This window comes from Comamonas sp. UBA7840, assembly GCF_002501455.1.
Taxonomy (GTDB): Bacteria; Pseudomonadota; Gammaproteobacteria; order Burkholderiales; family Burkholderiaceae_C; genus Comamonas; species Comamonas jiangduensis.
Genome location: NZ_DLTI01000004.1, coordinates 63,669 through 82,097, shown reverse-complemented (window position 1 = coordinate 82,097; position 18,429 = coordinate 63,669). Strand labels below are relative to the sequence as shown.

The window sequence follows — 18,429 nt, the reverse complement described above, 5'->3', positions numbered from 1 at the left end:
CTTTTTACCTGTGCTTTACGCAACAGACAAACAGCTTCTCTACACTGGGGCGTTATGAGCACCCATACCCTGTTGATGATTGAAGACGATGTGCGTTTGGCCGATATGGTCAGCGACTATCTCGGGCAAAACAGTTTGGCCGTTGTGCATTGCGCGGATGCAACCAGTGGGCTGGCCCATCTGCAGGGCAGCGGCAAATTGCCCGATTTGCTCATCCTGGACTTGATGCTGCCCGATATGGACGGGCTGGAAGTGTGCCGCCGCCTGCGCGCCATGCCCGGCCCGGTGGCCAAAGTGCCGGTGCTCATGCTCACCGCCAAGGGTGACCCCATGGACCGCGTGATTGGGCTGGAGCTGGGGGCCGACGACTATCTGCCCAAACCCTTTGAGCCGCGCGAGTTGCTGGCACGCATTCGTGCCATCTTGCGCCGCCGGGGCGACGATGGCCTGAGCACCGCGCCCCAGGCGGCTGCCCATGTGCTGCGTTTTGGCTCGCTGGAAATTGACCGCGATGCCCGCACCGTGCAGGTGGCCGGCCAAGCCGCTGAGCTGACCAGCTACCAGTTTGATTTGCTGGTGGCGCTGGCCGAACGTGCGGGCCGCGTGCTTACGCGCGACCAGATCATGGAAGCCGTGCGGGGTCGTGAGCTGGAGGCGTTTGACCGCTCCATCGACGTGCACATGGGCCGCATTCGCGCCGCGATTGAGGTCGATCCCAAAGCGCCCAAGCGCATCTTGACGGTGCGTGGCGTGGGCTATGTGTTTGCCAAGCAGCAAGACTAAGGCGGCGCATGTTCAAAGTTTTCTCTCAGCGGCTGTATCTGCGCATCTGGCTGGCTGTGGTGGGCGGTGTGGCGGTGCTCACCTTGGTGGTGGGCTGGGCCTGGCAGCAGGCCGAAGCGCACAACGCACGCAACAACGCATCCCCCACCTCGCTGGCGCGCGAGATGACCGTGACCGATGCTACGGGCCGCGTGCTGGTGCAAGGGCCGTTTGAGCGCATCCGCCGCGGCGAGGGCGATGCCCCGCGCTTTAGCATCGACGGCGCCGACGGCCAGACCTATTTTCTGGAAATGACGCCGCGCGTCGGGGGCGCAGGGGCCAGCAACGGCCGCCATGGGCCGCCCGGCCATGACTGGGCGTTTTGGCTGCGCCCGCCGTTTGGCTTTTTGTGGCTGCTGGGCTTGATTGGCCTGGTCGTGGTGGTGGGCGTGTTCCCCATCATTCGCCGCTTGCTCAAGCGCCTGGAGAACTTGCAGCGCGGGGTGCAACGCTTTGGCGAAGGTGATTTGACGGTGCGTGTGGCCACCGAAGGCACGGACGAAGTGGCCGATCTGGCGCGCCAGTTCAATGCCGCTGCCAGCCGCATTGAAGAGCTGGTGCAGTCGCACAAATCGCTGCTGGCCAATGCCTCGCACGAGTTGCGCTCGCCCCTGGCGCGCATTCGCATGGGGCTGGAGTTGATGGGCGGCGATGCCTCGGTGGCCAAAGCCAAGCGCGAGATTCAGCGCAACATCAACGAGCTGGACCAGCTGGTCGATGAAATCTTGCTGGCCAGCCGCCTGGAGCAGCCCGGCGTGGATGTGGGCACAGTGGAGAGCGTGGACTTGATTGGCCTGGCGGCCGAAGAGTGTGCCCGTGTGGACGCGGATCTGGAGGTGCAGGCCACCGAAGGCGTGGAGGTGCCCGCGATTGCCAAGCTGGTGCGCCGCGCCGTGCGCAATCTGCTGGAAAACGCGCGCCGCTACAGCCACGGAGAAGTCAGTTTGCTGCTGTCGCGCGAGGGCGATATGGCGGTGATCCGCGTGCAAGACATTGGCCCCGGCGTGCCACCCGATCAGCGCGAGCGTATTTTTGAAAAGTTCTACCGCCTGCCAGGGGCAAGCGAGCGCTCGGGCGGCGTGGGGTTGGGGCTGTCGCTGGTGCGCAGCATTGCACTGCACCATGGCGGCAGCGTGGCCTGCGAGGGCCGTCTGGACGGCCAGCCGGGCGCCAGCTTTGTGCTGCGTTTGCCGGTGCAACCGGGTGCCGCGCATTGAGCGGCGAGGGGGCGTAAAAAAAGGGCTGCAGATGCAGCCCTTTTTTGTGCGAGAAGCGCTGAATCAGCGAATCAGCATCACAGGCACGGAGCAGTTGGCCAGCACCTGGGTGGAGACCGAGCCCATCACCAGCTTGCCCAGCGAGCCGTGGCCGTGGGTGCCCATGATGATCAGGTCAAACTTGCCTTCTTCGGCCATCTTGGCGATGACTTCACCGGCGGGGCCAACTTCGGCGCGGGCATGCACGGTGATGCCGCTTTGTGCCAAGAACTTGGACACGGGCTCGAGCACCTTGGCGGATTCTTCGGCGTAGTACTCATCCACCATGTCTTTGCTCAGGGCTGCGCGTGCACGGGGAGGCAGGGCGGCTTGTACCGTCAGCGCGGTGTAGTCGTGGCGGCCTGCGGCCACCAGTTCTTCGTGCGCGGCCAAGTACGCCAGCATTTTTTTGGTGAAGGGGCTACCGTCGACAGCGAGCAAGATTTTCATGAGACATATCTCCAAATTGATAGAACCAAGGGTAATCACTGGGGCTCATGTTGTCTTGACGTAAGTCATGTTTCTGGGAGCGCAACCAAGTGAAAGCAAAGAAATCATAAGGTGATGCACGCCGCAGGCTGGAAGTGCAGCTGTTCTCCTTTACGGGCATAGCCTAAGGGATTGGCGACGACACGGCAATTCCACGCACTGCCATCAGGGTGTAGGCCTGAAGCGGTGTAGTCACTGGGGGCGTGCAGATGGCCGTGCAGCCAAAGGTGGGCATGGGGCAGCAAGTCGTCCAGGGCATTGCAAAAGCCAGCGCTGCCGGGCACCAGGCCGTAACGCGGGTCGCAGCTGTGCAAGCTGGGTGCAAAGTGGGTGACGGTCACGGTCTTGCCGGCGAAGGGCTGCGCCAGGGTCTCGCGCAACCAGGCTTGGCATACCAAGGCTTGCTCGCGCATGGGTTCGGCCAGAAACGGCTGCCCGTGGCGCGTGCCGCCCGTTTTGCGCAGGTAAAAGTTGGCGGCGCGGAACGATTTTTCGCGCAGCTTGAGCAGGCGGCCCATATCGCCCGCTTGCACCTTGTCATCCAGCAGCGCGATGGCGTCATAGTCGGTCCACAGCGTGGTGCCGACAAAGCGCACCGCATTCAGCACCACGCTTTCGCGCTCCAGCCAGATGATGCCCAGCGTGTCGCACACGCGGCGCAGGCGGGCGTGGGCGGCGTCCCAGTCCTGCAGGTCGTACTCATGGTTGCCCGGCACAAAGATGACCGGGCAGGGCCAGCCCGCAAATTGCGGCAGGGGGGAAAAACGCTCCAGCCCAAAGTATTCGCCCTGCAGCAAGCTGCCCTCTTGGTAGGAGCCGATATCTCCGGCCAGCACCAGCACCTCGGCATCCGCTGCGGGCGTGGCTTGGTAGTGGGGGTGAACTTCCAGGTGAAGGTCAGACAGCAGTTGAATTTTCATAGCAGCGCATGATTGGCACAAAACGAATTCTCTTGCATGCACGCATTTGGTGCAGGCTTTCTAGAATCGCTCCCCTTGGCGATTTTGCTTGCCCCTGACGGGGCAGGTCTTCAATGATGAGAACACATATACATGTACGAGCCAGCAGCTGGATTTTGCTGTTGGGCTTGTGTCTGGGTTATATCTTGGCTGCCGGGGTGCCGGCGTCCTGGGGCAAGCACGATGGGGTGCTGGAGGGCGTACAAGCGGTGACGCTGCTGGCGGGCGGGCTTGTGGCCGTGCTGGCCGCCTACCAGCAACGCGGCATGGCGGTGGGCAAGATCTGGTGGGTGGCTGCGATGGGCTGGCTGGGTCTGCTCAGCCATGAGCTGGCAGGGCACGCCGGGCTGGTGCTGCCGCAGGCCCAGGTCTGGCTGGATGCGGGGCCGCGCCTGCCCAGCGGCGGGTTGCCGTGGCCAGCGCTGGCTGCAGCGGGGGCGTATGCGGCCTTGCTGCTGGCTGGGGTGTACTGGGTGTTGCGCTACCGTTTGCTCAGCCGTGTGGTGGCGCGCTGGTGGCATGAAGCGGCCATGCCCTGGGGCTGTGTGCTGGTGGGCATGCTGGCGCTGTTGCTGGCCGCAGTGGCCCAAGGCCAGGTGGGCCTGCCCATGCCCCAGATGCCCGACGCCACCCGTTCTGTGATGGTGGCGATGACCGAGTTCTGGGTCTATGCCGCACTGTGGTGGGCGCAGTGGCTGCTGTTGCACCACATGCAGGACTGGCGCTTGTCCAGCTATTTGCAGACCATGCATTTCTCCCGCAGCTCACTGGGAGAACGCTTTGAGCGTCGCTCGATTTAAGGCCTGCAGCAGCCACTCATAGGCGGCCCGATTGGGGCCGCGCTTGTGCCACAGCGCATCGACGTGCACGGCTTGTACCTCCAGGGGCAGGGGGTGCACTTGCAACTGGTGCTGAATGCCGGTGATAGGCACAAAGTGGCGCGGCAGTACCGTCACCAGATCGGACTGGCTGACCACCCGGGCGGCGGTGGTGTACTGGTTGACGGTCAGCACAATGCGGCGCTCACGCCCCAGCGCCGCCAGCGCCTCATCAATAAATCCATAGGCACGGCCCGAAAAACTCACCAGTAAATGTTTAGCGGCGCAGTAGTGCTCCAGCGTCAGCGGCATCCAGGCCAGGGGGTGGTCTTTGCGCATGACGGCCACGTACTCCCCGTCGTAGAGGCGGCGGTGCTCATGGGGCACCAGGGTGCCTGCCTGGGCGCGGGCCGTCAGGTCGGCCAGCACGGCGGGAAAGTGGCCCACGGCCATGTCGGCGGCTTCGGCATCCAGCAGGCCGCGCGGGTCGCGGGTGGTCAGCGGCACGATGCGGATGGACAGGTGCGGCGCTTCGCGCTCCACTATCGGCACCAGATTGGGCACCAGCGTGCTGGCCGTGGCATCGGCCATTGCCAGCACCACCGTGAGGGTGGCGGTGGCGGGGTCAAACTTTTCAGGCGCCAGGCTTTGCTGCAGGTTGCCCAGGGCCTCGCGCACCACCGGCCACAGGGTGAGGGCGCGGGGCGTGGGCTGTACCCCATGCCCTTGGCGCACCAGCAACTCATCGCCCAGGGCGTCGCGCAGCCTGCGCATGGCGTTGCTGACCGCAGGTTGAGTGATGGCTAACTTATCTGCAGCGCGCGTCAAACTGCCCTCTGCCATCACAGTGTCAAACACGCGCAACAGGTTCAGGTCGAGGGAGCGAAAGTCGTGGGGCGTCATGCCTCAGGATTTAAACATCACCACTGTGAATGATCTAGATTCAAAATATAAATTTGAAAGGTTTTAGGGATAACCCTAATATTACGGTATTGCCTCCACGGACAGCCACAAGCCCGCTGCTGGATGGCTTGAAAGGCCTTACCCCCCATGACCACCTCGACCGCTACGTATTCTGCTGCGCGCCCCCAATCCAAAGCCCTGTTGCCTTGGCTGTTTGCGATGGCCGCCCAGCAATGGAAGGCATGGCAGGCAGCACGCCGCGCCGTGCGTGCCGATGAACTGACCTGGAACATGGCGCTGCAAGATGCACGCATGATGGCCGACCTCTCGCGCGCCATGTCGGCCGCTGCGGCCAAGCGCTAAAACCTGGGCGGGGCCTGCGTCGGCCCTAGGTTGACCCGTTGCCCCCAAGCCACTGCGCCTGCAGTGGCTTTTTTGTAGGCTGCACCCAGAGACACAATAAAAAAAGGAGCTTGCAGCGCAAGCTCCTTTTGCTTTTCAACGCACTTTGTATCTGAGGTCTTTCAAATACAAGCGCTGGCAGCTCTCCTTTTTATGCCGCCAAACGCGCTTCCAGCGCCTTCTTGGTGTCCAGCAGGGCCTGGGGCATGCCGTAGGCCAACTGGTCAAAGTGGGCGGTATGTAGCTGCATCTCTTCGGCCCAGGCGGTTTTGTCGATGTTGGTGACGGTGGCGAACTGCTCGGCGCTGAAGTTCAGGCCATTCCAGTTGATTTCGCTGTACGCAGGTGCTGTGCCCAAAGCCGTTTCTTGGCCTTGTGCTTGGCCTTCAATGCGGTCAATCATCCACTTGAGCACGCGCATGTTTTCGCCGTAGCCGGGCCAGACAAACTTGCCATCGGCATCCTTGCGGAACCAGTTGGTGGTGTAGATCTTGGGCAGGGCCGCGCCAGTGGCTTCGATCTTCTTGCCCAGATCCAGCCAGTGCTGGAAGTAGTGGCTCATGTTGTAGCCCGCGAATGGCAGCATGGCAAACGGATCGCGGCGCACCACGCCCTGTGCACCAAACGCAGCGGCGGTGGTTTCCGAGCCCATGGTGGCTGCCATGTACACGCCTTCGGTCCAGTTGCGCGCTTCGGTCACCAGTGGCACGGTGGTGGAGCGGCGGCCGCCGAAGATGAAGGCATCAATCTTCACGCCCTTGGGGTCATCCCAAGCGTCGTCCAGCGCGGGGTTGTTGGTGGCAGCAACCGTAAAGCGTGCGTTGGGGTGGGCGGCCTTAGCGCCGGTTTCCTTGGCAATCGCGGGTGTCCAGTCGTTGCCCTTCCAGTCGATCAGGTGGTCAGGGATGAAGCCGGTGTCTTTTTCCATGCCTTCCCACCACACATCGCCATCGTCGGTCAGCGCAACGTTGGTGAAGATCACGTCCTTGTCCAGGCTCTTCATGCAGTTGGGGTTGGTCAGCATATTGGTGCCGGGGGCTACGCCAAAGTAACCCGCTTCGGGGTTGATGGCGCGCAGGCTACCGTCGGCTTGGGGCTTGATCCAGGCGATGTCGTCACCAATCGTGGTGACCTTCCAGCCTTCAAACGCGGCAGGGGGCACCAGCATGGAGAAGTTGGTCTTGCCGCAGGCCGAGGGGAAGGCCGCTGCCACGTGGTACTTCTTACCTTGGGGGTTGGTCACGCCCAAGATCAGCATGTGCTCGGCCAACCAGCCCTGGTCGCGACCCATGGTGGAGGCAATGCGCAGCGCAAAGCACTTCTTGCCCAGCAGCGCATTGCCGCCGTAGCCCGAGCCGTAGGACCAGATTTCGCGCGTTTCGGGGTAGTGCACGATGTACTTGGTCGTGGGGTTGCACGGCCAGCTGGTGGTGTCCTTTTCGCCGTCTTTCAACGGTGCGCCCACGGTGTGTACGCAAGGCACAAAGTCGCCATCGGTGCCGATCACGTCATACACGGCCTGGCCCATGCGCGTCATGATCTTCATGTTCACAGCCACATAAGCGCTGTCCGACAGCTCAATGCCGATGTGCGCAATAGGTGAGCCCAGTGGCCCCATGCTGAAAGGCACCACGTACATGGTGCGGCCGGCCATGCAGCCGTCAAACAGTGGGTTCAGCGTGGCACGCATTTCGGCCGGTGCCATCCAGTTGTTGGTCGGGCCAGCGTCTTCTTGCTTTTCGGAGCAGATGTAGGTGCGGTCTTCCACGCGGGCCACGTCCGAAGGGTCCGAGCAGGCCAGGTAGCTGTTGGCACGCTTAGCAGGGTTCAGGCGCTTGAAGGTGCCGGCATCCACCAGTTGCTGGCACAGTGCGTCGTACTCAGCTTGCGAGCCGTCGCACCAATGCACCTTGGCGGGCTTGCACAGCGCCACCATTTCGCTGACCCAGGCGATCAGCTGGGGGTTCTTCACATAGTCAGGGGCCTGCACTTGCAGAGCCTGGGGCGCGGCTGCGTTCATCGAGATCTCCGAGATAGTTAAAAGCGGTCATGTCAGCCCACATCCCGGTTGTCGAAGAGGGCTGGCATTACCGTTTTCTGGTGTTGATGGCTCGCCTTGGCTGCCTGTTTTGCGGGCAGCAGGCGGCCATTCTAGGGAGCTGTCATAAAAAAGCCATCCGTGTTACATCGAAAACTATGTGTTTGAGGCATGACTTTATGCACATCAATAGCTGCACGCGCTGTACCTGTGGGGCACAGAGATGTGGCAAGTCCCAACCCAGCGCCTGCGCACCGGGATGACAATGGAGGCTGTGAAAGGTTGAGTCATGTCCCAAGAACAATTTGTCAAAGATTTGCAGCAAGCACTGGGTGCTGAAGTGGTGTTGGTGGGTGATGTGGTCGAGGCCCGCTACCACACTGACTGGAGCGGCACGCCCCCCGTGGCGCCTTGGGCCTTGGTGCGCCCGCGCAGCACCGAAGAAGTCAGCACTGCGTTGCGCCTGTGCCACGCGCACCGCGTGCCCGTGGTGCCCCAGGGCGGCCTGACCGGCTTGGCCGGTGGTGCCGTACCAGTGGAAGGCGGCGTAGCCATTTCGCTGGAGCGCATGAGCGCGATCGAAGACATCAACGCCCGCTCCGCCGTGATGCAGGTGCAAGCCGGGGCCACCCTGCAAGCTGTGCAGGAGGCCGCCGTCGAGGCAGGCTTGGTGTTTGGCGTGGACTTGGGCGCGCGCGGCAGCTGCCAGATTGGTGGTAATGTGGCCACCAACGCGGGTGGCAACGGCGTGCTGCAGCACGGCATGATGCGTGAGCAGGTGCTGGGGCTGGAAGTGGTGCTGGCCGACGGCACGGTGCTCCCCATGCTGCGCCCAATGATCAAGAACAACACGGGCTACGACCTCAAGCAATTCTTTATCGGTGCGGAAGGCACGCTGGGCGTGATCACGCGCGTGCTGCTGCGCCTGCGCCCCATGCCCCAGGCCAAGGCGACTGCTTTGGTGGCCATGCCCAGTTTTGACCAGGCCTTGGCGGTGCTGCAGCGCATGCAGCGCCGCTTTGGCAACAGCGTGGCCGCGTTTGAGCTGATGTGGGACAACTTTGTGCAAGCCTCTGTGCAATGGCAGCACCTGCAGGCGCCGTTTGCAGAGCGCCACCCTTTCCTGGCGCTGATCGATGTGGATGGCAAAGACGAAGCCAGTCTGCGCGAAGCCGTGGAAGAGGCCTTGGGGGAAGCCATGGAGGCGGGTGACGTGGTCGATGCAGTGATCGCGCAGTCGCAAACCCAGGCCAAAACGCTGTGGAAGCTGCGCGAAGCACCGGCCGAGCTGAACACCCAGATGCACCCGCCGATCAACTTTGACGTGAGCTTGCCCCAGTCCGAGATTGGCAAGTTTGCCGACGCCATTCAGGCAGCATTTGATGCGCGCTGGCCCGGTCACTTCACGCTGTTTTTCGGCCATGTGGGCGATGGCAATTTGCACGTCTCCACCGATGGCGCATCGGTTCGCGGGGAATGCGAGGCCGTAGAAGCCGAGCTGTACCGCGTGGTGGGGGCGTTCCAAGGCTCCGTGTCTGCGGAACACGGCATCGGGCTGCACAAAAAGCCCTTCTTGGCGATGAGCCGCACCCCTGCCGAGCTGGCTGCCATGCGCGCCATCAAGGCCGCGCTCGACCCCTTGGGCCTGATGAATCCCGGCAAGATGTTCTAACGTCGGCCCGCCCGCGCCGCCCAGCGCTGGCGGGCCGCGGGGGTGCAAGACCTGGGCGCACCTTTGCGCAGGGATGTATTTTTTGATAGCTGCTCGCGTATGACACAAGCCAACTCCCCGTTTGTTTTGCACCAAGGCACGGCGCCGCTGCTGATCTCCATGCCGCACGCGGGCACCGCATTGCCTGCAGAGATGGCCCAGGCCCTGACGGATGAGGCCCGCCAGGTGCCCGACACCGACTGGCACCTGCCGCGCTTGTATGAGGGGGCGCAGTCGCTGGGGGCTTCGGTGCTGGTGGCCACCTATTCCCGCTATGTGGTCGACTTGAACCGGCCCCCCAATGGCGAGAGCCTGTACCCCGGCCAGAGCGTGACCGGGCTGTGTCCGATGGACAGCTTTGCCGACACGCCGCTGTACCGCGACGGCCGCACGGCGGTCGAGCCTGCTGAGGTGGAGCGCCGCCGCACCGCCTACTGGCAGCCCTACCACGCACAGCTGCGCGCCGAGCTGGAGCGGCTGCTGGCCCTGCATGGCAAGGTGGTGCTGTGGGATGCACATTCCATCCGCTCGGTGCTGCCCCGCTTTTTTGCAGGCAAGCTGCCAGACCTGAACCTGGGTACGGCAGATGGTGCCAGCTGCGATCCCGTCTGGGCGCAGCAATTGCTGCAGCTTGCCCAGCAAGCGCCCGGCCACACGGCGGTGCTCAATGGTCGCTTCAAAGGCGGCTATATCACGCGCCACTACGGCGAGCCTGCACGCGGCATTCATGCCGTGCAGCTGGAGATGACGCAGTGCAGCTACATGCAAGAGGCCTTGCCGTTTGACTATCTGCCCGAGCGTGCGGCCCGCATTCAGCCCACCGTGCAGCAACTGTTGCAATCGGCCCTGGACCTTGCCCGCACATGAGCCTGCCGCTGTTCGCCACTGAAGCATTGCCACCGCAGGTGCTGGATGCGGGGGCGGTGCTGCTGCGCGGCTTTGCCGCAGCGCGAGAGCAGGAATGGCTGCAAGCGGTGGGCAGCGTGACGGCGCAGGCGCCATTTCGGGTCATGACGCGCCCGGGTGGGGCGCCGCTGTCGGTGGCCATGACCAATTGCGGTGACTGGGGCTGGGTGTCCGATGCGCAGCGCTATCGCTATAGCAGCACAGATCCCGCAACCGGCTTGCCCTGGCCTGCGATGCCTGCCTTCATGCAAGCGCAAGCCGTGGCGGCCGCGGCGGCGGCGGGCTACCCCGGCTATGCCCCGGATGCGTGTTTGATGAACCGCTACCAGCCCGGCGCCAAGATGACTTTGCACCGCGACGAAGATGAGATGGACTGGAGCGCGCCCATCGTCTCGGTCTCGCTGGGCCTGCCCTGCACGTTTTTGTGGGGAGGGCCCACGCGCCAAGACCCGGTGCGCCGCGTGCCGCTGACGCACGGCGATGTGCTGGTGTGGGGCGGCCCCACGCGCATGGCCTACCACGGGGTCAATCCGCTCAAGGCCGGGCAGCACCATCTGCTGGGGGCGCAGCGCTGGAACCTGACCTTCCGCATGGCCAAGCGCTACTACGCGGCATAGGGCCTTACGCGCAGCAAGCACTGCTCGCTGCTGGCGGGGATGGCATACGCCACACACGCAGGCGGACAACAGCATGTGCTGCCACAGGGCATGCACAGCTTCCTACAATCGGAGGCTATGAGTCTGCCCAATTACACCCGCGCCCAAGAACTGCCCGCCCTGCTGCAACAGCGTATTGCCATCCTGGATGGCGCGATGGGCACCATGATCCAACGCTTCAAGCTGGGCGAGGCCCAGTACCGGGGCGAAGGCTATACCGGCGCGGATGGCGCTGGCGACCGTTTCAAAGATTTCGCCCGTGATGTCAAAGGCAACAACGAGTTGCTGTCCATCACCCGGCCTGACGTGATCCGCGACATTCACGAGAAATACCTGGCCGCCGGGGCTGATCTGATCGAAACCAACACCTTCGGCGCCACCACCGTGGCGCAAGACGACTACCACATGGCCGATCTGGCCCGCGAGATGAACCTCAAGAGCGCCCAACTGGCCCGCGCAGCTTGCGACAAGTACAGCGTCAACGGCCGCAAGTGCTATGTGGCCGGCGCCCTGGGCCCTACGCCCAAGACGGCGTCCATCAGCCCCGACGTGAACGACCCCGGTGCGCGCAATGTGGACTTTGAAACCTTGCGCAAAGCCTATTTCGAGCAAACCGTGGCGCTGATCGAAGGCGGCGCCGACGTGATCCTGGTGGAAACCATTTTCGACACGCTCAACGCCAAGGCCGCGCTGTTTGCCGTGGAAGAAGCGTTTGAGGCCACGGGCGAGGTGCTGCCCATCATGATCAGCGGCACCGTGACCGATGCCTCGGGCCGCATTCTGTCGGGCCAGACCGTGACGGCGTTTTGGCACAGTGTGCGCCACAGCAATCCGCTGTCAGTCGGCCTGAACTGCGCCCTGGGCGCGACGCTGATGCGCCCCTACATCCAGGAGCTGGCCAAGGCCGCGCCGGACACCTTCATCAGCTGCTACCCGAATGCCGGTCTGCCCAACCCGATGAGCGACACCGGCTTTGACGAAACGCCGGACGTGACCAGCCGGCTGGTGCATGAGTTCGCCGCCGAAGGCCTGGTCAACATCGTCGGTGGCTGCTGCGGCACCACGCCCGACCACATTGGCGCCATTGCCAAGGCCGTGTCGGCCGACAAGGGCCGCAAGCTGTTTTACCCCGCAGAGGCTTGATCGCTCCATCAAAAGATAAAAAAGAGAGTTGCCAGCGCTATTGAATACTGGGTTTCAGACAGGAAAGCATCTGAAGCTCAATGTTCGCATGCGCTAGCAGCTCTCTTTTTGTTTATAAGGACTGCGCCAGCTTGCGCAAAAAGTCCTCGCAGCGCTGCAACTGCGCCAGCTCCACATATTCATTGGCCTTGTGCGCATCGGCAATCGCGCCGGGGCCGCAGACCACGGTGGGGATGCCCGCTTGCTGGAACAGGCCCGCTTCGGTGGCGTAAGCTACTTTGCGCTTGGTGCGGTCTCCCGTGAGGGCTTGCACCAGCTGGTTGATGGCCTCGGTTTCGGCGCTGTCAAAAGCGGGGGCGCCTGCCAGCGAATCAAACTCAATGCGTGCCTCGGCAAACTCTTGGCGCATGCGCGGCAGCAGCTCTTGCTGCACATAGGCCTCGACCTGCGCCTGAATGCCTGCCGGGTCCATGCCAGGGAGGTTGCGAAATTCATAGGCAAATTCGCAGCGCTCGGGAATCGTGTTCACCGCAATGCCACCGCTGATCTGGTTGGTGGTCATGGTGGTGTAGGGCACATCAAAGAACTGGTCGTAAGGCCCGTTGGCCCGGTAGCTGTCGGCCATATCGCGGATGCGGCAGATCAGGCGCGCTGCGTATTCAATCGCGTTGCTGCCGCGTGGCGTCAGTGAGGAGTGCGCCGCCTTGCCGTGCAAGGTGCAACGCCACACATTGATGCCCTTGTGCGCCACCACGGGCTGCATGCTGGTGGGCTCGCCCACGATGCAGCCATCCAGGCGCTGGCCTTGCAGCCGCAGCTGGTGGAGCATGACGGGGGCACCCAAACAGCCTACTTCTTCGTCATACGACAGGGCAAAGTGCAGCGGCTTGCTGCGCGGCATCGCCAAAAATTCCGGCACCAGGGCCAAGCCTGCGGCGATGAAGCCTTTCATGTCGCAGGTGCCACGGCCATACAGCTTGCCGTCGATTTCGGTCAGCGCAAACGGGTCGGTGTCCCACTGCTGGCCATCGACGGGCACCACATCGGTGTGGCCAGACAGCGCAATCCCGCCCTGGGTGCTGCCATCGCTGGCGGGCAGGGTGGCGAACAGATTGGATTTGGCGCCATCGGGCGAGCGAATCAACTGCACCGGCACGCCTTGCGCTGCCAGCGCGTCGCGCACGTGTTCGATCAAATGCAGGTTGGAGTGACGGCTGGTGGTGTCAAACCCCACCAGGGTTTGCAGCCAGCTGCGGGTATTGGGAGTAGACATGGGATGTGCTCTTGGGGCTTGAAGGGCGCTTGGTGAACAAAACCAAGGCTTGATCGCAGTGTACGGCGCAGGCAAGGGGCCAGGCCGTGCATATTCCCACAGCGCCAAAACCTTCGTGACGGTGACCGTATGGCCGCAATCCCGTGTTGCCGCCTGTGCTTTCGGCCAGAGACCTCTTTCACAGTTGTAGCGAGCCTGCTATTCTTTGGCCCGCTTGCTGCCCATGGAGTGATGGCGGCGAGCATCAGGCGGTGCAATTGCTTCGTGCCAAGCATTGCCCAGCAGCATGACTCCACATTTTTTACAGGCCCTAGATAACAAGCCAGCAGTCCGCGCACGTGGGCTCGGTTTGGAAAGTCACCCATGACCAACATTCACATGCTGCACTGCGTGGATGGGCCGCTGCTTCGGCTGCGCACCTAAGCCTGCGGGTCAGCGATTTCTCTCGCACACCCCTCTGAACACCCACTTTCATTGCACCCGTTCCTACACCGCCGTGCGGCGGTGTGTTGCGCTGTGGCAGCTTGCGGTTTGTCGCCTGCTGTTTGGTGCTGTCACCACCACCCTTGAATCCAAGGAGGCTCGCGTATGCGCGTCCTCAGCACCCCCGAATCTGATTGCACTGACAAAACGTTGAACTGCCAGCAAGCCCACGTCCTGCGTACCCGCCACTGGACAGGCAACAACCTGTGGAGCCCCCATCCTGTGCTGGAAGCGCAGCTGCTGGACATGGATGCGCGGCAGTGGCCGCAGCTGGAAGAGCTGCTGCATGCCTTGCTCAAGGCCGTGGCTTTGCCGGATCGCTTTTGCCAGTGTTTGCCCGGCATCAATGGCCGTGGCACGGTGGTGGTGGAAGCCAGTGAAGCCGCTTTGGGCCGCAGCCTGCTGCAGCATGCGCTGGAGCTGCTGGTGCTGGAGCCGATTGAGCGCGCCAAGCAATGGGCCGGTGCTTTGGGGCGCATTCGCCACGTGATCGACGAAGAATGCTTGGGCCCCAGTACCGCGTGCATTGCCAATGCGGCTTTGCAGCGCCATCTGCCCGCCTACCGCCTGTTTCCCAAGGGCAATCTGGTGCAGCTGGGCATGGGCGCTGCCCAGCAGCGTATCTGGACAGCGGAAAGCGATATGACGGGTGCGATTGCCCAAGACATTGCGTCCAACAAAGCCTTGACCAAGCGCTTGCTGGCCAATGCAGGCATTCCCACCCCGCAGGGGGATTTCGCAACCTCGCCGGCGCAGGCCTGGCATATCGCGCAAGGCCTGGGTCTGCCCGTGGTGGTCAAGCCGCTGGACGGCAACCGCGCCCGTGGCGTGAGTCTGGACTTGATGGACCAGGCTTCGGTAGAGACCGCCTGGCAGCTGGCCAAGCGCGAAGGCACCCAGGTGCTGGTGGAGCGCTGCATTCGCGGCTATGAACACCGGGTGCTGGTGGTGGGCGATTTTGTGGTGGCAGCCACCCGGGGCGAAACCCTGGGCGTGGTGGGCGATGGCCAATCCACCGTGGCACAACTGGTGGAAGCGCAGATCAACCAGCACCCCCGTTGCCTGATTGACAACACGCTGGAGCGGATTGAGCTGTCTACCGACGCCAAGGTGCAAGGCGAGTTGCTGCGCCAGCAGCTGGATGCGCAGTCCATTCCTGCCCAAGGGCAGCAAGTGGTGCTGCTGCGCACTGGCAACTTGACGGTCGATTGCACCGATGAAGTACACCCCGACATTGCGCGCAACGCGGTCATGGCGGCGCGCACCATTGGGCTGGATATCGCAGGCATCGACATGGTGGTGCAAGACATTCGCCGCCCCTTGCTGGAGCAGGGCGGGGCGATTGTGGAAGTCAATGCGGGCCCCAGCTTGCTGATGCACCTGTACCCCGTGCACGGCAAGCCCCGTGCGGTGGGTGAGGCGATTTGCTCCCACCTCTTTCCGCATCCGGACAATGGACAGATCCCCTTGGTGGGCGTGCTGGCCGGCCAAGCCTCCGGGCAGCGCATGGCGCAAACCTTGGGGCTGTGGCTGCAGTCGCAGGCTTTTTACACGGGGGTAGCCAGTGGCGCGGACATGTATTTGCAAGGCACCCACATGCCCCAGCCGGTGAGCCAAGCGCCTTCGGCGGGCCAGCGCGTGCTGATGCACCGTGCAGTCACCGCAGCGGTGATTGCCCAAAACATGGCCACGGCAGTGCAGGCAGGGTGGGCCTATGCGCACTGTGATGTGGCCATCATTTGCCCCGACGACACGGACTTGGACAGCTCCATGCAGCAGCGGGTGTTGGCCGCGCAGCTGCGTGCGGTGCGCCCCGGTGGCATGGCGGTGCTGGGCACTGGCTGCCACCAGCTGGAGAGCCTGGCGCTGACCTGTCTGGGCCAGATCACCTGGGTGGATGCCGATGAAAACCACCCCTTGCTGCAATCGCACCGGCGCGTGAATGGCCGCGTGGCTTTTGTGCGCGATGGCCGGGTGGTGTGCGCGCAAGGCGCGCAAGAAACCTATTTGCCCCTGCCCCAGCGCATGGGCGAGTGGGCGGTGCACGAGTGGTTGGCCGTGGCGGCGGCGGGCTGGGCCATGCAGTGGCCGCTGTCCGTGCTGGATGTCATGGCCCAGCAAATCGTGGCGCCCAACCGCAAAGACTGAAAAGCGCTTTTCAACTTTGTGAGCTGACAGCGCTTGCTGCACCTGCCTTAGAGGCCTAAAAAGCCTTGAAGGCAGGCGCGGCTCGCAAAGCCTTTTTCAGGCGGCGCTCTTGAGGCTTTGCATATCGATCACAAAGCGGTACTTCACATCGCTGCGCAGCATGCGCTCGTACGCGGTGTTGATGTCTTGCATGGCCAGCATTTCGACATCGGCGGTAATGCCGTGCTGGCCGCAAAAGTCCAGCATCTCTTGGGTCTCGGTAATGCCGCCGATGACTGAACCTGCCACCGACTTGCGCCCTAGTACCAAGGACGTGGTGTTGACTGCTGGCTCTTGCATGCCCAGAAACCCGACCAGCACCAGCGTGCCGCCGGTGGCCAAGGTGGCGGTGTAGGGGTTCAGATCATGGGCGTAGGGCACGGTGTCAATGATCAGGTCAAACTGGCCCCTCACCGCTTTCATCTGGGCCTTGTCGGTGCTGATGACCACACGGTCTGCCCCCAAGCGCTGGGCGTCCGCTTCTTTGCCCGCTGAGCGGCTAAACAAGGTCACTTGCGCGCCCAGCGCCTTGGCCAGTTTGAGTGCCATATGCCCCAGGCCCCCCAGCCCTACGACGGCCACTTTGCTGCCCGGGCCGACCTTCCAGTGGCGCAGCGGCGACCAGGTGGTAATGCCTGCGCACAGCAGCGGGGCTGCGGCCTTCAAATCGAGCGTCTGCGGAATTTTTAATACAAATTCCTGGCGCACCACAATGTGCTCGGAGTAGCCGCCTTGCGTGGCGCTGCCATCCACGCGGTCGGTGCTGTTGTAGGTGCCCGTCATACCTTTTTCGCAGTATTGCTCCCAGCCTTTGGCGCACGCTGCGCAGTGCTGGCAGCTGTCGACCATGCAGCCCACGCCCACGGTGTCGCCCACTTGAAAGCGCGTGACCGCACTGCCGACGGCCGTGACGCGGCCCACAATTTCATGGCCGGGGACGGTGGGGTAAACGGTGCCGCCCCAGTCGTTGCGCACGGTGTGCAAATCGGAGTGGCATACGCCGCTGTAGAGCACATCGATCACCACATCGTTGTCACGTGGATCGCGGCGCACAAAGTGAAACAAGCCCAGCGGGCTGGTGGGTGAAGTGGCGGCATAGCCGCGTGTTGCTTGAGGCATGGTCAAAAGTCTTTCAACACAGTTTGTAGGAGATGGCTTACATGCATTCGCTGCCCTGGGGGATTGGCAGGCAGTGCACACGCTCTAGCATCCATCGTGAATTGATTGACGCTATCCAGCCAGCTATTTATGCAAAAAACAGTCTACAACCATCGTTCTCTGGGGCCTTGCCTGCTTACCCTGTGTGCCAGTTTCTGGCTACTGGGCTGTGTCAGCAAACCCGTGACGGCGGATGCTCCTCCACCACGTATGCATGAGCAGGGCCAGCAAGCGCTGCAGGGCGATACCCCCGAGACCATGCTGGACTGGCATGGCACCTACCAGGCGCTGCTGCCCTGCGATGGCTGTGATGGCGGTGGAATCGCCATCAGCGTGCAATTGCGCGATGACAAAACCGCCGTGGTGCGCGAGCGCCGCGTGGGCGGTGACCTCAGTCGCACGGTGGTGCCCTCCTATACGGGCCCTTTCAGCTTTGACCCTGTCGGCGGCAGCTTGATCAGCCTGCGCCGCTCCGCCCAAGAGCCTGTGGCCTATAAATTTTTTGTTGCCGAAGGCTGGATCGAAATGCGCGAGCGCGCCACAGGCGCTGCCTTGAAGCCCAGCCACATGTATCGCCTGCGCAAAACCAGCGAGCCTGTGAACTAGGGGTTGTGCCCAGTCTGGCAAGAGGTGGCGACTTGCATCAAAGCAGAGGCGAAAAACTTTTTCGCACATTAAATATCAATTGGTAACAATTGATAAACTGTGGAGCTTCTGCGTGCGCTGTCACGCCCCATCGGGTACCCACCTGCCTTGCCGCAGGTGTACCCGGCTTGCCCAGAGAAGAAGCTCATGCGATTTCCCTACTTGGCGGCTTTGGCCGCTACAGTTGTTTTGACAGGCTGTTTTGATGAGTCTCCGCTGGACGACACGCTCATGTTCCCGCCAGGCATTGATATCAACTATCTGGGCAAGCCCGCCAAGCTCTATGGCACCTCGCAATGTGCACAAGGCCAGCTCTCGGGCCACACCTGCTTGATTTTTCCGCCGCACCAGCCCGAGGCCAGCGGCGTCATCATCAGTGGCAAGCGCATGTATGAAGTACAGCTCAAGGTGCGCAAAGACCCGCAAAACCCGGTGTACTACCTGATTGAAGACCAGCACGGCGACCATGTGCTGGCCAGCACCGGGCGCCACGATGAATACGGCAATATCGATATCCGCCCGGTCGAGCTGTCCAATTAAGAGTAAAAAATGGCCGTTAGCGCTTATGTATCAAGCGCTG

General features: G+C 62.7%; 17 protein-coding genes. 11 read left to right on the top strand and 6 right to left on the bottom strand.

From position 1 onward, the window contains the following. Positions 1-54 precede the first annotated feature (54 nt). A complete protein-coding gene (locus tag B3R00_RS00960) occupies positions 55-783 on the top strand; it encodes a response regulator (RefSeq protein ID WP_286996890.1) in 729 nt (242 codons plus the stop codon). 8 nt (positions 784-791) lie between these two features. Beyond that, the gene (locus tag B3R00_RS00955; protein ID WP_286996889.1) at positions 792-2,039 is read left to right on the top strand and encodes an ATP-binding protein; all 1,248 of its coding nucleotides are present in this window, start codon (positions 792-794) and stop codon (positions 2,037-2,039) included. A 63-nt stretch (positions 2,040-2,102) separates the two neighbouring features. Here B3R00_RS00955 and B3R00_RS00950 read toward each other — a convergent pair whose 3' ends face one another. Both B3R00_RS00950 and B3R00_RS00945 read right to left on the bottom strand, forming a co-directional pair. Then, entirely contained in the window at positions 2,103-2,528 is a 426-nt protein-coding gene (locus tag B3R00_RS00950) for a universal stress protein (RefSeq protein WP_219163412.1), read from the bottom strand. 104 nt (positions 2,529-2,632) lie between these two features. After that, positions 2,633-3,487, bottom strand: a complete 855-nt coding sequence (locus B3R00_RS00945; RefSeq protein WP_286996887.1) for a metallophosphoesterase — start codon at positions 3,485-3,487, stop codon at positions 2,633-2,635. A 116-nt stretch (positions 3,488-3,603) separates the two neighbouring features. On the opposite strand from B3R00_RS00945, the gene B3R00_RS00940 reads away from it, so the two are divergent. After that, a complete protein-coding gene (locus tag B3R00_RS00940) occupies positions 3,604-4,326 on the top strand; it encodes a hypothetical protein (RefSeq protein WP_286996886.1) in 723 nt (240 codons plus the stop codon). Here B3R00_RS00940 and B3R00_RS00935 read toward each other — a convergent pair. Next, positions 4,291-5,247 (bottom strand): LysR family transcriptional regulator, encoded by a 957-nt coding sequence (locus B3R00_RS00935; protein ID WP_286996883.1) that lies wholly within the window; start codon positions 5,245-5,247, stop codon positions 4,291-4,293. The genes B3R00_RS00940 and B3R00_RS00935 overlap by 36 nt on opposite strands. A 147-nt stretch (positions 5,248-5,394) precedes the next feature. Here B3R00_RS00935 and B3R00_RS00930 point away from each other — a divergent pair, with 147 nt between their 5' ends. Then, the gene (locus B3R00_RS00930) at positions 5,395-5,610 is read left to right on the top strand and encodes a hypothetical protein (protein WP_286996978.1); all 216 of its coding nucleotides are present in this window, start codon (positions 5,395-5,397) and stop codon (positions 5,608-5,610) included. Between the two features lie 190 nt (positions 5,611-5,800). Here B3R00_RS00930 and B3R00_RS00925 read toward each other — a convergent pair whose 3' ends face one another. Further along, the gene (locus tag B3R00_RS00925; protein WP_286996881.1) at positions 5,801-7,669 is read right to left on the bottom strand and encodes a phosphoenolpyruvate carboxykinase (GTP); all 1,869 of its coding nucleotides are present in this window, start codon (positions 7,667-7,669) and stop codon (positions 5,801-5,803) included. 307 nt (positions 7,670-7,976) lie between these two features. On the opposite strand from B3R00_RS00925, the gene B3R00_RS00920 reads away from it, so the two are divergent. The 4 genes from B3R00_RS00920 to B3R00_RS00905 all read left to right on the top strand — a co-directional run bounded on the left by B3R00_RS00920 (position 7,977) and on the right by B3R00_RS00905 (position 12,103). Then, complete coding sequence (locus tag B3R00_RS00920; protein ID WP_286996880.1) at positions 7,977-9,359, top strand: FAD-binding oxidoreductase; 1,383 nt, start codon at positions 7,977-7,979, stop codon at positions 9,357-9,359. Positions 9,360-9,458: 99 nt separating this feature from the next. Then, a complete protein-coding gene (gene hutG, locus B3R00_RS00915) occupies positions 9,459-10,265 on the top strand; it encodes an N-formylglutamate deformylase (RefSeq protein ID WP_286996879.1) in 807 nt (268 codons plus the stop codon). After that, positions 10,262-10,921 (top strand): DNA oxidative demethylase AlkB, encoded by a 660-nt coding sequence (alkB, locus tag B3R00_RS00910; RefSeq protein WP_286996877.1) that lies wholly within the window; start codon positions 10,262-10,264, stop codon positions 10,919-10,921. The genes hutG and alkB overlap by 4 nt, the downstream gene beginning before the upstream one ends. Positions 10,922-11,038: 117 nt before the next feature. After that, entirely contained in the window at positions 11,039-12,103 is a 1,065-nt protein-coding gene (locus tag B3R00_RS00905; protein WP_286996875.1) for a homocysteine S-methyltransferase family protein, read from the top strand. Between the two features lie 112 nt (positions 12,104-12,215). Here the strand turns inward: B3R00_RS00905 and argE are convergent, their stop codons facing one another. After that, entirely contained in the window at positions 12,216-13,376 is a 1,161-nt protein-coding gene (argE, locus tag B3R00_RS00900) for an acetylornithine deacetylase (RefSeq protein ID WP_286996873.1), read from the bottom strand. Between the two features lie 588 nt (positions 13,377-13,964). Between argE and B3R00_RS00895 the strand changes: the two genes are divergently transcribed. Beyond that, positions 13,965-16,007 carry an acetate--CoA ligase family protein gene (locus tag B3R00_RS00895; protein ID WP_286996871.1) on the top strand — a complete coding sequence of 681 codons (2,043 nt, stop codon included), beginning with the start codon at positions 13,965-13,967 and terminating at the stop codon, positions 16,005-16,007. Between the two features lie 96 nt (positions 16,008-16,103). Here B3R00_RS00895 and B3R00_RS00890 read toward each other — a convergent pair whose 3' ends face one another. After that, complete coding sequence (locus tag B3R00_RS00890) at positions 16,104-17,165, bottom strand: NAD(P)-dependent alcohol dehydrogenase (RefSeq protein ID WP_286996869.1); 1,062 nt, start codon at positions 17,163-17,165, stop codon at positions 16,104-16,106. 129 nt (positions 17,166-17,294) lie between these two features. On the opposite strand from B3R00_RS00890, the gene B3R00_RS00885 reads away from it, so the two are divergent. Together B3R00_RS00885 and B3R00_RS00880 are read left to right on the top strand one after the other, a co-directional pair. Then, the gene (locus B3R00_RS00885; protein WP_286996867.1) at positions 17,295-17,810 is read left to right on the top strand and encodes a copper resistance protein NlpE N-terminal domain-containing protein; all 516 of its coding nucleotides are present in this window, start codon (positions 17,295-17,297) and stop codon (positions 17,808-17,810) included. A gap of 186 nt (positions 17,811-17,996) precedes the next feature. Further along, the gene (locus B3R00_RS00880) at positions 17,997-18,389 is read left to right on the top strand and encodes a hypothetical protein (RefSeq protein ID WP_286996865.1); all 393 of its coding nucleotides are present in this window, start codon (positions 17,997-17,999) and stop codon (positions 18,387-18,389) included. The last annotated feature ends 40 nt before the right edge of the window (positions 18,390-18,429 follow it).